General features: G+C 63.6%; 12 protein-coding genes. 5 read left to right on the forward strand and 7 right to left on the reverse strand.

Features of this window, described 5'->3' with window-relative positions:
- Nucleotides 1-65: 65 nt before the first annotated feature.
- Nucleotides 66-920 (reverse strand): glycosyltransferase family 2 protein, encoded by an 855-nt coding sequence (locus tag DK366_RS07480; RefSeq protein WP_109124912.1) that lies wholly within the window; start codon nt 918-920, stop codon nt 66-68.
- A gap of 105 nt (nt 921-1025) precedes the next feature.
- Nucleotides 1026-2198 carry a DegT/DnrJ/EryC1/StrS family aminotransferase gene (locus tag DK366_RS07485; RefSeq protein WP_109124913.1) on the reverse strand — a complete coding sequence of 391 codons (1173 nt, stop codon included), beginning with the start codon at nt 2196-2198 and terminating at the stop codon, nt 1026-1028.
- A gap of 229 nt (nt 2199-2427) precedes the next feature.
- Between DK366_RS07485 and pilB the strand changes: the two genes are divergently transcribed.
- The 4 genes from pilB to coaE all read left to right on the forward strand — a co-directional run bounded on the left by pilB (nt 2428) and on the right by coaE (nt 7118).
- Entirely contained in the window at nt 2428-4149 is a 1722-nt protein-coding gene (gene pilB / locus DK366_RS07490; protein WP_109124914.1) for a type IV-A pilus assembly ATPase PilB, read from the forward strand.
- 159 nt (nt 4150-4308) lie between these two features.
- Nucleotides 4309-5571, forward strand: a complete 1263-nt coding sequence (locus tag DK366_RS07495) for a type II secretion system F family protein (protein WP_109124915.1) — start codon at nt 4309-4311, stop codon at nt 5569-5571.
- A 66-nt stretch (nt 5572-5637) separates the two neighbouring features.
- A complete protein-coding gene (locus tag DK366_RS07500; RefSeq protein ID WP_109124916.1) occupies nt 5638-6498 on the forward strand; it encodes an A24 family peptidase in 861 nt (286 codons plus the stop codon).
- A 2-nt stretch (nt 6499-6500) separates the two neighbouring features.
- On the forward strand, nt 6501-7118 hold the full coding sequence (coaE, locus tag DK366_RS07505) for a dephospho-CoA kinase (protein WP_109124917.1): 618 nt from the start codon (nt 6501-6503) through the stop codon (nt 7116-7118).
- Nucleotides 7119-7125: 7 nt separating this feature from the next.
- Here the strand turns inward: coaE and DK366_RS07510 are convergent, their stop codons facing one another.
- From DK366_RS07510 to lgt, 4 genes are all read right to left on the reverse strand, one after another.
- Nucleotides 7126-8073 (reverse strand): Nudix family hydrolase, encoded by a 948-nt coding sequence (locus DK366_RS07510; RefSeq protein WP_109124918.1) that lies wholly within the window; start codon nt 8071-8073, stop codon nt 7126-7128.
- A gap of 12 nt (nt 8074-8085) precedes the next feature.
- On the reverse strand, nt 8086-8574 hold the full coding sequence (locus tag DK366_RS07515; RefSeq protein WP_109124919.1) for a dihydrofolate reductase: 489 nt from the start codon (nt 8572-8574) through the stop codon (nt 8086-8088).
- A gap of 116 nt (nt 8575-8690) precedes the next feature.
- A complete protein-coding gene (locus tag DK366_RS07520; RefSeq protein WP_157956469.1) occupies nt 8691-9467 on the reverse strand; it encodes a thymidylate synthase in 777 nt (258 codons plus the stop codon).
- A 21-nt stretch (nt 9468-9488) separates the two neighbouring features.
- Nucleotides 9489-10379, reverse strand: coding sequence for a prolipoprotein diacylglyceryl transferase (gene lgt / locus DK366_RS07525; RefSeq protein WP_109124920.1), 891 nt, complete (start codon nt 10377-10379; stop codon nt 9489-9491).
- A gap of 342 nt (nt 10380-10721) precedes the next feature.
- On the opposite strand from lgt, the gene DK366_RS07530 reads away from it, so the two are divergent.
- The gene (locus DK366_RS07530; RefSeq protein WP_109124921.1) at nt 10722-13595 is read left to right on the forward strand and encodes a TonB-dependent receptor; all 2874 of its coding nucleotides are present in this window, start codon (nt 10722-10724) and stop codon (nt 13593-13595) included.
- A 173-nt stretch (nt 13596-13768) separates the two neighbouring features.
- On the opposite strand, the gene DK366_RS07535 is transcribed toward DK366_RS07530, so the two are convergent.
- Nucleotides 13769-14336 (reverse strand): TPM domain-containing protein (locus DK366_RS07535; protein WP_232820954.1); only part of this gene is annotated, 568 nt, incomplete at its 5' end.

Below are 14336 nucleotides of genomic sequence, written 5' to 3' on the forward strand. Positions count from 1 at the left end.
CGTCTTCATCATCACGCGGATAACGTCAACGCACACAGGCTGGCATAGGCGGTCAAAGCAATGGCTCAGTCGCTGCGGCGATAGGTCAACGCGGTGATCTGCTCGGACACCAACCCGATCAGGAAGATGATGACCGACGCGCTCCACAACAGCGCACTACCGTTGGTGAGGCGGCCATAGGCAATGAATGTGCGCAGGTAGTTGGCACAACCGAGCGCAAAGAACAACGCACTTGCCGGCACGAACAGCTTCAAGGGCGAATAAAGCGTGGCGATCTTGAAGATGATCAGCAGGAAGCGGATGCCGTCCTTGAGTGGCTTGATGTGGCTTTTGCCAACGCGCTGGCCGGCCTTGATGGGCAGGTAGGCAACGGGGTAGGCGCTACGGAAAAATGCCATCGTGCTGGTGGTCGGGTACGAAAAGCCATTCGGCAGCAGGTGCAGGAACTCGCGGAATTTCTCGGCGCGCACGGCGCGGTAGCCCGACGTGAGATCCAGCACCGCATGCCCCGTCATGCGTGTGGCGAGCCAGTTGTAGATGGTGTTGGCCACACCGCGCCCGACGCCGGCCTGGCTGTCCCAGTCGCGCGCGCCGACCACCATGTCGAAACCTTCGCCGAGTTTCTGCAGCAATCGCGCGATGTCGGCGGGATCATGCTGGCCATCGCCATCCATGAACACCAGCGTGTCGCCGCTCGCCGCACGCGCGCCGCGCTTGATCGCCGCGCCGTTGCCCATCGAATAAGGCGAGGAAAGGCATTGCACGCCGGCGCTTGCGCAGATGGCGCGCGTGTCGTCGGTTGAACCGTCATCCACCACGATGATCTCGGCCTCGGGCTGGGCGAGGCGCAGGCGTGGCAGCAAGTCTTTAAGAGCCGGCCCTTCGTTCTTCGCGGGCAGGATGATGCTTAGACGGTTCAAGAGCGTGTCCCCGGGTGTGAACGGGCATCATAACCCGAGCACCCTCGCTGTCTGGGACCCGCCGACGCAGCCGCGGGCACTGCGTCACACAGGTTGACGGCGGGATCAGGAGCGCACGATATCGCGAACAGCGTCGATCACCCTCGTCGCATCGTCGTCGGTCATGGCCGGTGACAGCGGCAAGCTCACGGTCTGGCGGCCAAGCTGCATGGCGTTGGGCCATTGCTCCGGGCGCCAGCCGAAACGCTGTTGATAGTAGGGGTGCTCGGGAACCGACAGGTAATGCACGCCCGTGCCGATCCGCCGCTCGTTCATGGTGTCCAGGAAGCCGTCGCGGGAGATACCGCAGCGGTTCGGGTCGATCATCACGGTGTAGAGGTGATAGCCATGGCGCGTGCCCGCTTGCGCGGGTGCGGGCCGGCCGATGGGCAAGGACGCGAAAGCCTCGTCGTAGCGCTGCCACAGCGCCTGCCTGCGCAGCCAGTTGCTTTCCACGCGGGCCAGCTGATGAATGCCCAGCGCGGCCTGCAAATCCATCATGTTGTACTTGAAGCCGCATTCGACCACCTGGTAGTGGCGATAGCCTTCGTCGCCGAAGCGGTGCCAGGCGTCCTTGCTCATGCCATGCAGGGCGAGAATCCTGGCCCGCGCGATGTGCTCTTCGTCGCGCCCCAGGATCATGCCGCCCTCGCCCGTCACCACGTTCTTGGTCACGTAGAAACTGAAGCAGCCAAAGTCGCCGAAGGTGCCCGCGGGCTTGCCCTGGAACTCGGTTTCGATGGCATGCGCGCAATCCTCGATCACCATCAGCCCGTGCTTGTGGGCAATGGCCATGACGCGGTCCATCTCGCAGGGGCGTCCCGCGAAATGCACGGGGAGAATGGCCCGCGTGCGCGGCGTAATGGCGGCCTCGATGGCGTCCGGATCGATGTTCTGGGTGACCGGATCCACGTCCGCCAGCACGGGGGTCAAACCGGCGTGGAGAATGGCGTTGACGGTGGCGCAGAAGGTCAGCGGCGTCGTGATCACTTCACTGCCCGGCTCCAGGCCCGCAGCGACCATGCTCACGTGCAGCGCGGCCGTGCAGGAGTTGACTGCGGCCACCTGCGAATTGCGCACACCGCGCCAGCGGGCGAAGTCGCGCTCGAACTGCGCCACGCGGGGACCGGTGCCCAGCCATCCCGAGCGCAGGCAAGCTTCGACCTCGGCGATCTCAGCCTCTTCGATACGAGGCGCGCCAAAGACCAGGAAAGGCGGCTGTGGGTCAGGATGCGTCACGGACGGTCAGTTCCCGGGAGAGGGGCGGCCTTTCTATCCCACCCATGGCGCGGCGTCCACGGCAAAAACGGTGAGGCATGCCTATTGCATCCCCTTTGCCCGGCGCCGGGGCGCGCGACGATCTGTGCGCCCCATCACCCCCCGGGCTCCCAACCCTGATCCCGGCGGGTGACCAACCCGGGCAAGTGGGGTAAATTCCCATTCAATCAGGGGGCTGGACCAGCAAGCTATGTCAACGCTAATGCAACCGTCGCTCGCGGGCCTTACCGGCTTGGCGCGCCGACTGGTATCGGAAGATGTCCTGCCCGAGGCGGACGTCCGCCGGGCGGTCGCCGAGTCCGCCCAGAGCAAGGCGTCGCTCACCGCCTGGCTACTGGACAACAACCTGGTCGACAGCGCCAGGCTGACGCGCATCGCGTCGGACGAATTCGGCATGCCGATGATGGATGTTGGCTCGCTGGTTCCCGCCAACATGCCGGTGAACCTGATCAGCGAAGCGCTGATCAACAAACACAAGGCCCTGCCCCTGTTCAAGCGCGGCAAGCGCCTGTTCGTGGGCATCGCCGATCCCATGCAGTCGCATGCACTGGACGAAATCAAGTTCCACTCCAACTGCATGGTGGAACCGATCCTGGTCGAGCGCTCGCAGCTCAACCGTGTCATCGAGAGCACGCTCAACGCCATGAGCAACGCCGTGCCCGACATGGGCGGCGGCGAATTCGACGAGCTCTCGCTGGAAGGCGGTGACGAAGAGGCTGAAACCACCGGCATCGACGCGAACGCGAACGATGACGCGCCCGTCGTGAAGTTCGTCAACAAGATCCTGGTCGACGCCATCAAGCGCGGCGCCTCCGACATCCATTTCGAACCTTTTGAAACGCAGTACCGCGTGCGCCTGCGCATGGACGGCATGCTGCGCGCCGTCGCCAGCCCGCCGATGAAACTCGCCTCGCGCATTTCCTCGCGCCTGAAGGTGATGTCCGGCCTGGATATTGCCGAACGCCGCGTGCCGCAGGACGGACGCATCAAGCTCAACCTGTCCAAGAGTCGCTCGGTCGACTTCCGCGTGAGCACGCTGCCCACGCTGTTCGGCGAGAAGATCGTGCTGCGTATCCTGGACGGCTCCGCCGCCAAGCTCGGCATTGATGCGCTGGGCTACGAGGACGTGCAGAAGCAGCTTTACATCGACGCCATCCACAAGCCCTACGGCATGGTGCTGGTCACCGGCCCGACTGGCTCGGGCAAGACGGTGTCGCTGTATACGGCGCTCAACATCCTCAACACCCACGAGCGCAACATCTCGACGGTGGAAGACCCGGTCGAAATCCGCGTGGAAGGCATCAACCAGGTCCAGCAGAACGTGAAGCGCGGCATGCCCTTCGCGGCTGCCCTGCGCTCCTTCCTGCGCCAGGATCCGGACGTGATCATGGTGGGCGAAATCCGCGACCTGGAAACGGCCGAAATTGCCGTGAAGGCAGCGCAGACCGGTCACATGGTGCTGTCCACGCTGCACACCAACGACGCTTCGCAGACGATCTCGCGACTGATGAACATGGGCATTGCGCCCTACAACATCACCTCGTCGGTGACCCTGATCATCGCCCAGCGCCTGGCCCGACGCCTGCACGACTGCAAGAAGCCCATCGACCTTCCGCCGCAGACCCTGCTCGATGCCGGGTTTACCCAGGAAGAAATCGATGCCGGCCTGACCGTGTACGAGGCCGGCGGCTGCGACAGCTGCAACGATGGCTACAAGGGCCGCGTCGGTATCTATCAGGTCATGCCCATGCTGGAAGAAATCCAGAAGATCATCCTTCAGGGCGGCAACACGCTGCAGATCGCCGAAGCCGCCCGCAAGGCGGGTGTGAACGATTTGCGCGCCTCCGCGTTGCTGAAAGTAAAGAAGGGCATGACCAGCCTGGCCGAGATCGATCGCGTCACCAAGGACTGATCCCGGGGCCGGCAGCGGACCGCCATCCGGGGATGGGCTGTCCGTCGCACTGAAGTTGCGCCCGGTGCCACGAATTGTCTTATAAGAATGACTTAAGCTGCACCGATTGGACGGCCGCCCTCCTGAGGCGGCTCGACCGTACCAGCAGGGGGAAATGCCATGGCTGCGGCCACCGCTAAGAACGTGAAGTCGCTCGGCGCCCAGCGCGCTGAGATCAGCAAGCTGACCACTTATGACTGGGTGGCGCTCGACAAGCGCGGCAAGCGCATGAAGGGCGACATGGCGGCCAAGAACGCCTCGCTGGTCAAGGCGGAACTTCGCCGCCAGGGCATGAACCCGCAGACGGTGAAGGAACGCGGCAAGCCGCTGTTCGGCGCCTCGGGCAGCTCCGTCAAGCCGCGCGACGTGGCCATCTTCAGCCGTCAGATCGCCACCATGATGGCGTCCGGCGTGCCGATGGTGCAGTCCTTCGACATCATCGCCGACGGCCAGAAGAATGTTCGCTTCAAGAACATGCTCGTCGACGTGAAACAGGGCATCGAAGGCGGCCAGTCGCTGCACGAAGCGCTCGGCAAGTACCCCGTGCAGTTCGATGAGCTTTACCGCAACCTGGTGCATGCCGGTGAATCGGCGGGTGTGCTGGACACCGTGCTGGACACCGTGGCCACGTACAAGGAACGCACCGAAGCGCTGAAGGCCAAGATCAAGAAGGCCATGTTCTATCCCGTGATGGTGATGGCCGTGGCGTTCCTGGTCTGCGTCATCATGCTGCTGTTCGTGGTGCCTGTGTTTGCCCAGACCTTCAAGGACGCGGGTACCGAACTGCCGGCGCCGACCCAGGTGGTCGTGAAAGCATCGGAGTTCATGAAATCGTATTGGTGGCTGATGCTGGTAAGCATCATCGGCGGCGTCAGCGCGCTGGTCTTCTTCAAGAAGCGCTCACTCAAATTTGCGCACTTCCTGGATCGCCTGCTGCTGAAATTGCCGGTGATCGGCAACATCATGCGCAACTCCGCGCTGGCCCGCTTCGCGCGCACGCTGGGCGTGACGTTCCGCGCCGGTGTGCCGCTGGTGGAAGCCATGGATGCCGTCTCTGGCGCCACGGGCAGCATCGTGTACGGCGACGCGGTGAAGCAGATGCGCGAAGACGTCGCGGTGGGTCACCAGCTGCAGCTTTCGATGCGCCAGACCGGTCTGTTCCCGAACATGATGGTGCAGATGGTGGGCATCGGTGAGGAATCGGGTGCGCTCGACCACATGCTGTTCAAGGTGGCCGAGTTCTACGAAGAGGAAGTGGAAAACGCGGTCGATACGCTTTCCAGCCTGCTCGAACCCATGATCATGGTGATCCTCGGCGTACTCGTCGGCGGCATGGTGATCGCGCTGTACCTGCCGATCTTCAAGCTCGCCAGCACCGTGTAAGCGCTGGTTTCCGGGCCCCTCTCCCCGCCGGGAGAGGGGCCTTTTTTATAGCCCTTCGGATAACTCATGCTCGCACTTCCCCTCTGGGCCTGGATTGTTGTCGCCGGCGTGCTTGGCCTGCTGGTCGGCAGCTTTCTCAACGTGGTGATCCTGCGCCTGCCTGCGCGCCTCATGGCGCAATGGCGACTGGACGCGTTCGACACGCTGGCCATGGAACCCGAGCACAAGCAGCCGCTGCCTCCCGGCATCGTGCGCGAGCCGTCGCATTGCCCGCATTGCAAGCATCCCCTGGCGGCGCACGACAACATTCCGCTCTTCAGCTGGCTGTTGCTGCGTGGGCGTTGCCGTTACTGCAAGACACCCATCTCCATCCAATATCCGCTGGTCGAATTGCTGAGTGCGCTCGCCAGCGCGGTGATCGTGTGGAAATTCGGTCCGAATCTGGTCGCCGTGGCGGGACTGATCTTCACCTGGACCTTGATCGCGCTGGCCGGCATCGACTTCCGCACGCAGTACCTGCCCGATCAGCTCAACTACCCGCTGCTGTGGCTGGGTTTGCTGCTCAGCCTGTTGCCGATGTTCGTGCTGCCGAACGCCGCCATTCTCGGCGCCGCCATCGGCTACCTGAGCCTGTGGAGCGTGTACTGGCTGTTCAAGCTGCTCACCGGCAAGGAAGGCATGGGTTATGGCGACTTCAAGCTGCTCGCCGCGCTGGGCGCCTGGATGGGACCCATGGCACTGCTGCCGGTCATCCTGCTGTCGTCGTTCATTGGCGCCATCGTAGGTGGCAGCCTGATCGCACTGCGCAAGCACGGACGTGACATTCCTATGCCGTTCGGGCCGTTCATTGCGGCAGCGGGCTGGGTGTGGTTCGTCGCGGGTCCGTGGCTGATGCAGCAGTACAGCCAGCTGATGGGGTTGCAGTAACCATGGCGCATGCCGGCTATGTGGTGGCGCTCACGGGCGGCATCGCTGCGGGCAAAAGCGCGGTGTCGCGACGCTTCGAAGCGCTCGGCATACATGTCTACGACGCCGACATTGCCGCACGCGAAGTGATCGCCCCGGGCTCCGAGGGGCTCGCCGCCATCGTGCAACATTTCGGTGCCGGCGTTCTCGATGCCACCGGGCAACTCGACCGCGCCGCCATGCGCCAGCGCGTGTTCGGCAACGATGTCGAACGTCGCGCCCTGGAAGCCATCACGCATCCGCGCGTGCGCGCTTGGCTACACGAGCGGGTCATGGCGGATCAAGGCGTGTACTGCATGCTCGCCATTCCGCTCTTCGCGGAAAACCACGATCACTATCGCTGGGTGGATCGCGTACTGGTGGTCGATGCGCCGGAATCGGTGCAGCTTGAGCGACTGATGCGTCGCGATGGCATCGACGAATCCCTCGCGCACCGCATGATCGACCGCCAGGCACGTCGCGAACAACGCCTGGCATTGGCCCACGATGTGATTGAAAACAACGGTGACGAGTCAGCGCTGGACCACGCCGTCGCCGCGCTGCATGCGCGCTACGAAGCGCTTGCGCAGGCGAAACACTGACACAGCTTCACCAGAAGCCGCGGATACCCGCCACGCCCTGCCCACCCATTTGCCGCGCCTGTGCTTCCTGCTTGTGCGTCATGCCGCCCAACGCATAGACGGGCACAGCGGCCGTGCTGACCTGTTGTTCGAACGCCGGCCACCCTAACGGCTTGGCATCAGGATGCGTCGCTGTCGTCGCCACCGGCGACAGCGTGGCGAAGTCGGCGACCTGCACGGCACGCGCCAGATCGTCCACGCTGTGGCAACTGGCACCAACCCATTGGGTGACGGGCAGCGGGCGCTCTTCGCAGGCGGCGAGTTGCGCAGCCTTGAGCTGCACACCCATGCCATCGCCCAGATCTCGTGCGCCATCGATATCGCCGCTGAGCAAAAGATGGGCGCCACGGGCGCGCGCTTCGGGCAATAGTCGCGCGGCCAATGCCCGCACGGACTCGATGGGCCAGGATGGAAAGCGAAGAAGAATGAGTCGTTCGCCGGAAGCAATGGCTGCGCTGACACGACGCTGCCAGCCATCGATGTCTTCCGGAACGTCCGGCGTGATCAGGTAGCGCGTTGGCAGCTGCAACGCGCGCAGGATGTGTTGGTCCGCCGGTGCCAGCATGGCCAGGTCGACCTCGGCAGGCAGGCACCATTGAAGCGCCTGCCCATCAAGGGAGGCCGGTTCACCCGACCACTCGCGCACGATGCGTGCATCGAGCAACAGCGATCGTTCGCCGTAGTGCCAGGGCACACGAATCAGCGGTTCGCCGGCAACGGCAACCACGCCAAGCTCTTCATGCAATTCGCGGGCAAGGCCGTCGACCGGCGCTTCGCCGGCTTCCAGCTTGCCGCCAGGGAATTCCCACAGGCCCGCCAGGTGTTTGCCGGGCGGGCGTTGCGCGAGCAGAACGCGTCCCGCCGCATCGAGCATGACGCCAGCCATCACATGCATGGCGACCGTCGGAGCGGGCATGCGCAAGGTCGCTCAGTCGTTGCGGATGTACTCGACCATGTCGAAGTCGTAGGCGTGGCTCTCGTCTTTCTTGTGGTGCACGCGGGAGACTTCGGTCCAGTCACTGAAGTGCACGCCCGGGAAGAAGGTATCGGCACCTTCCACGGCGGCGTTGACCCAGGTGAGGTACAGGCGCTGCGCCTTCGGCAAGGCCTCGGTGTAGACCTCACCGCCACCCACCACCATCAGGCCGGTGCCGCTCGCGCGGGCCACGCCTTCGGCCAGCGAACGCACGGTGATCTGGCCCGGGAACGGCGCCTCGTGCTTGCGGCTCAGGACAAGATTGGTGCGGTCCGGCAGGGGGCGGCCAATCGCCACGGCCGTGTTGTAGCCCATCAGCACGTACTTGCCGAGCGTGAGCTCCTTGAACCAGCGCAAGTCGTCCGGCAGGTGCCAGGGCAACTGGCCCTTGCGGCCAATGGCGAAGTTCTCATCCAGCGCGGCAATCAGCGAAATAGCCATGGAAATCCTTGAATCATCGACAATTATTGACCCCTCGCGACGCCAGCCACGGGCGTCGCGCGGCGCCGATCTTAGCAGGATGCGAGGGTTATCCCTGCATGGCCTTTCGTAGAGGACTACACCGCCACCGGCGCCTTGATGGCGCCATGCGGCTCGTACCCCACGATGGCGACATCCTCGTAGCGGAAATCGAAAATCGACTTCACGTCCGGGTTCAATTGCAGCCGTGGCAGCGGGCGGGGCTCGCGCGTCAGCTGCAAACGGGCTTGTTCCACGTGGTTGTTGTACAGGTGGGCATCGCCCAGCGTGTGTACGAAATCGCCCACGCCAAGGTTGCATACCTGCGCAATCATGTGGGTGAGCAAGGCATAGCTGGCGATGTTGAACGGCACGCCCAGGAAAATGTCGCCAGAACGCTGGTAGAGCTGACAGCTGAGCTTGCCGTCGGCCACGTAGAACTGGAACAGCGCATGGCACGGCATCAACGCCATTTTCGGCAGCTCGCCCACGTTCCAGGCACTTACTACCAGGCGACGTGAATCGGGGTTTCGCTTGATCTCGTCTACCACCCAGCGAATCTGATCCACCACGCTGCCATCCGCGACGGGCCACGCACGCCATTGCTGGCCGTAGACCGGGCCCAGGTTGCCCTGTTCGTCGGCCCATTCGTCCCAGATGCTGACGCCGTTGTCCTTGAGATAGGCGATGTTGGTGTCGCCCTGCAGGAACCAGATCAGCTCGTGGATGATCGACTTCAGGTGCAGCTTCTTCGTGGTCACCAGCGGAAACCCCTCCGCCAGGTTGAAGCGCATCTGCCAGCCGAACACGCTACGCGTGCCGGTGCCCGTGCGATCGGCCTTTTCAGTGCCGTGTTCGAGCACGTGCTGCAGCAAGTCGAGTTAGGCGCGCACGGTTTATTCCTTGGTCGGCAGCGAAACGTTGTACAGGCGCATGGTCGGCGCATTCCGCGACATCACCACCAGCACCACGCCAATAAGCACCAGCGGCAGCGACTGGATCTGGCCCATGGTGAGCCAGCCCCAGGCGAGATAACCAAGCTGCGGATCGGGCACGCGCACGAACTCCACGCCGAAACGGAAGCAGCCATACATCAGCGCAAACAGGCCGGAAATCAGATAGCGCGGGCGCGGCTTGAGCGACACCAGGAACAGCACGGAGAACATCACCACGCCCTCCAGCAGCATTTCGTAAAGCTGGGAAGGATGACGCGGCAGGCCACCAAACTGCGCCAGCGCGGCCTGCCACTGCGGATGCGTGGTTGCCCAATCGACGTCGGCGGACTTGGCGTTGGGGAAAATCATCGCCCACGGCACCGTGCCCGGCTTGCCCCACAACTCGCCATTGATGAAGTTGCCAAGGCGACCCAGGCCCAGGCCAATCGGCACCAGCGGGGCGACGAAATCCACGGTATCGAAGAAGTGCATCTTGTTGCGGCGGGACCACCAGAGACCGGCCGTCAGCACGCCGAGCAGACCACCGTGGAAGCTCATGCCGCCATCCCATACGCGGAACAGCGCCAGCGGATCGGTCCAGATCCAGTGGATGTCGGCGTAGAACAGCATGTACCAGATGCGGCCACCGATGATCACACCCATCATCACGTAGAACGCCAGGTCGCCCAGCGCATCGCGACTGACCGGCAGCCGGCCCCGCTGACGGCGGTATTCGGCAACCAGCCACGCCCCCAGGAAACCGCCCAGATACATCAAGCCGTACCAGTGGATCTGCAGTGGCCCCAGCTTGATAGCCACGGGATTAAAGGCGACGGTGAAGGGCTCGATCATGGATTGGCGGATGGCGGCAAAACGCCAGTGTAGCGGGCCACGCCCGCACTACGCACCGGGCGCGGACCGACGCCGCCAAGGTGGTGCCTGACAAGGCCTCACGAGGCCGGCGTCTCAAAAATCAAGCGAAATTGCGCACAAAACGAACTATCACCTGACTGTTTCATTAGGGTTGCACCTACACGTCACTTTGTTTTAACTTCGGGATTACATCGCCTGTCCCCCAAGCCCGGCGATGCCACGGCACGGTCCCCTTCCCCAGGGCAAACGCGCCATCCCCATACCCAGATGTCCAGCCCTCGCGAGCTGGCTGATGGCTATTTTTTGTTCGGAGTTTCAACGATGAAGCAAAAGACCCTGCTGGCTACTGCCATCGCCGCAGCGCTCGTGCTGCAGACGTGGTCGGTGGCCGCACAGGACGCTGCCCCGGCCCAGGCTGACCAGGCCAAGAGCCTCGAGACGGTTACCGTTACCGGTTCGCGCATTCGCAGCGTGGACGTGGAAACCTCGCAGCCCGTGTTCACCATGGACAAGGCCGCGATCAAGGCCACCGGCCTGACCAACGTCAACGACATCCTGGCCCGCATGCCCTCCATGGGCACGCCGGACATCACCCCGCAGGACACGCTGTCCTCGGGCGCTGACGTCGGCGGTCGCTACGTCAACATCCGCAACCTCGGCTCCAACCGCACCCTGGTGCTGGTCAATGGCCGTCGCTGGAGCACCAGCCTCTCGGGCCTGACCGACCTGTCGACCATCCCCGTCTCGATGATTGAGCGCATCGACGTCCTCAAGGACGGCGCCTCCTCCATCTACGGCTCCGACGCCATCGGCGGCGTGGTGAACATCATCACCAAGGAGAAGTTCGACGGCGCCGAAGCCAACGTCTACTACGGCCAGAACGGCAAGGGCGACGGCGAGACGACCAACTACGACTTCACCTGGGGTCACTCGACCGAGAAGAACTCCATCATCGTCGGCGCGGCGTACCAGAACACCGATCCGATGTGGAACAGCGAGCGTCCGGAAACCGACTACGCCTACGGTCCGCGCCACCCGCTGGACGGTTACAGCGGCACCGGCCCGTACGGCCGCATCATCGATCCGACCACCGGCAAGCAGATTGCGATCAACCAGGGCACGTCTGGCACGAGCCCGGCCGATTACCACGCCTACACCGGCGCAGTGTCTGATTCGTACAACACGCAGAACGACATGACGTTCCGCGCCGGCACGAAGCTGAAGAACATCTTCGTGCAGGACCGCTACAAGCTCACCGACAACATCACCCTGCACGGCCTGGCCAGCTACAGCTCGCGCGACACCTCGTCGCAGCTGGCCGGCTACCCGCTGTCCACCGGTGGCACCGGCGTGGTGATCTCGGGTGAGAACGCCTACAACCCGTTCCCGGGCCAGGACCTGTCGTTCTACCGCCGCACGGTGGAACTGCCCCGCATCACCGATGCGCAGTCCAACCTCGCCCACATCGACCTGGGCGCGGAAGGCTACTTCCAGTTCCTCAACCATGACTGGAGCTGGGATGCCGGCTGGACCTACTCGGCGAACAAGATCCGCCAGGTCGGTTCGGGCAACCTGAACCTCGAAAACCTGCAGAACGTCCTCGGCCCGACGACCATGATCAACGGTCAGGTCGCCTGCGCCAGCGCCGCTGCCCGCGCCGCCGGTTGCGTGCCGTGGAACATCCTGGCTGGCCCGGGTTCGGCCAACCAGCAGATCCTGAACTACGTCAACTACATCGAGACGAACCGTCAGGCCAGCTACACCTCCGACTGGACCGCCAACGTGTCCGGCGGCCTGTTCGACCTGCCGGCCGGCACGGTCAACCTGGCTGTGGGCGTGGAACACCGTGGCGAGAAGGGCGACTACCGTCCGGACGCCCTGGTTTCCGCCGGTGGCACCACCGACCTGGCCGCTGCGCCGACCACCGGTGCGTACAACACCAACGAAGCGTACGCCGAGCTCGACGTGCCGCTGCTGCGTGACCTGCCGGGTGCGCAGGAGCTGGGCATCAACGTCGCCTCGCGTTACTCGCACTACAGCAACTTCGGCAGCACCACCAACAACAAGTACAGCTTCCGCTGGCGTCCGTTCGCGGACCTGCTGGTCCGTGGCACCTACGCCAACGGCTTCCGCGCGCCGACCCTCAGCGATCTGTACGGCGGTGCCAGCCAGAGCTTCGAAACCTTCCTCGATCCGTGCGACAGCAACTACGGTGCCGCCGCCACGAACTCGCAGGTCAAGGCACGCTGCACGGCCGCTGGCGTTCCGGCGAACTACACCCAGGTGCAGAGCACCACGGGCAAGCCGATCACCAGCGCCAACGGCAGCCAGACCCCGGTCGCGTTCATCTCTGGCTCCAACCCGAACCTGCAGCCGGAAACGTCCATCACCCGCACGCTGGGCTTCGTGTACAGCCCGCACCAGGTGGAAGGTCTGGACTTCACGGTCGACTACTACAACATCTACGTGAAGAACATCATCTCGTCGGTGGATGCGCAGTCGATCCTGAACTACTGCTACGTGCAGAACGACCCGTCCTTCTGCAGCCGCTTCACCCGCGCCGCTGCGGCTGACCCGGTCACGGGCCTGGCCGCCGGTTCGGTGAGCCAGCTCAACGAAAGCCTGGCTAACCTGGGCACGCTGAAGACCGAAGGCTACGACGTCGGTATCCATTACCGTCTGCCGGAAACCTCGTTCGGCCGCTTCCGCATCGCTTCGGACAGCACCTACCTGACCAAGTACCAGACCACCGCCGGTCCGGGTGCCATTCCGGAAGACACCGTGGGCTTCATGAGCGGCGAAGACGGCATGTACCGCCTGCGTTCGAACCTGCAGGTGGATTGGGACTTCCGTGAGTTCGGCGCCAGCTGGACCGTGCGTTACTACTCGGGCCTGAAGGACACCTGCTACGACAACACCCCGGGTGCCTACGTCGAGTGCTCCTCGCCGAACTACACCAACCCCTGGTGGGGCGTGTACGGCATGAGCCAGAAGGGCTCGGTGGCGTTCAACGACGCGCAGTTCCGTTACACCGCTCCGTGGAAGGGTACGTTCACCGTTGGCGTGAACAACATCTTCAACAAGAAGGGCCCGTACTACTACTCGGTTACGACCACCGGTACCGGCAGCTCGCCGTACAACCCGGCGTTCGACATCGACCGTTACTGGTACGTGTCGTACAACCAGAAGTTCTAATCTCGAAAGAGAACAGCACTTCGAAAAGGCGGGCCTTCGGGCCCGCTTTTTTTATGCGTTGATGACATGCCTGGAAGCAAGCCGATGGAGCATCGGCAGCATGTCGAGATGTCGCGTACAGGGTGCGCTCCCACGCCGCTTCTTGTGGGAGCGCACCCTGTGCGCGACAGGCGCTACAGGATCACCGGCCGATCCGGCAATTCATCCGGCGCATCTGCATCATTGCCAGGGAAATGCCTGAGCAAGAGTGCATGCGCTTCGGCAATGCCATCGAGACACCCCTTGCGCCACTCGCCACGAGAGAAGCTCGCCAGCATGTGATCGCGAATGGCATCCCACTCGCCTTGCGTCACCACGGCCGCCACGCCGCGGTCGGCGATGATCACCACGCGATGCTCGGCCATCAGCACGTAGAACAGCACGCCACTGTTGTGTTGCGTGTCCCACACGTGCAACTGGGCGAATACCTGTCGCGCACGACGCTCGGCATCCACGCCATCCAGCACGACACCCGGCGCAAGCCGCGCCTCGATCGCAAAGCACACTTCACCGCGATGCTCGCGCTCGCCACGTGCAATGGCCGTGGTCATGTCATCGAGCAGGGTTTTGGGAAAGCGATGGCGCAACTGGAACCAGCCATCGAAGAGATTCATCAGCAGCCGTTGCATGCGCGACATGTCACCAGCTCCCCGACGAACCGCCGCCACCGAAACTGCCACCGCCGCCGCTGAAGCCGCCGCC

The organism is Dyella sp. C11 (assembly GCF_003121485.1).
Lineage (GTDB): Bacteria > Pseudomonadota > Gammaproteobacteria > Xanthomonadales > Rhodanobacteraceae > Dyella.

Excerpts from the sequence above, each read along its gene's own strand:
- DK366_RS07515 (WP_109124919.1), bottom strand. The coding sequence starts at position 8,574 with ATGGCTATTTCGCTGATTGCCGCGCTGGATGAGAACTTCGCCATTGGC.
- lgt (WP_109124920.1), bottom strand. The coding sequence starts at position 10,379 with ATGATCGAGCCCTTCACCGTCGCCTTTAATCCCGTGGCTATCAAGCTG.
- DK366_RS07510 (WP_109124918.1), bottom strand. The coding sequence starts at position 8,073 with ATGCCCGCTCCGACGGTCGCCATGCATGTGATGGCTGGCGTCATGCTC.
- pilB (WP_109124914.1), top strand. The coding sequence starts at position 2,428 with ATGTCAACGCTAATGCAACCGTCGCTCGCGGGCCTTACCGGCTTGGCG.
- DK366_RS07495 (WP_109124915.1), top strand. The coding sequence starts at position 4,309 with ATGGCTGCGGCCACCGCTAAGAACGTGAAGTCGCTCGGCGCCCAGCGC.
- DK366_RS07500 (WP_109124916.1), top strand. The coding sequence starts at position 5,638 with ATGCTCGCACTTCCCCTCTGGGCCTGGATTGTTGTCGCCGGCGTGCTT.
- DK366_RS07530 (WP_109124921.1), top strand. The coding sequence starts at position 10,722 with ATGAAGCAAAAGACCCTGCTGGCTACTGCCATCGCCGCAGCGCTCGTG.
- coaE (WP_109124917.1), top strand. The coding sequence starts at position 6,501 with ATGGCGCATGCCGGCTATGTGGTGGCGCTCACGGGCGGCATCGCTGCG.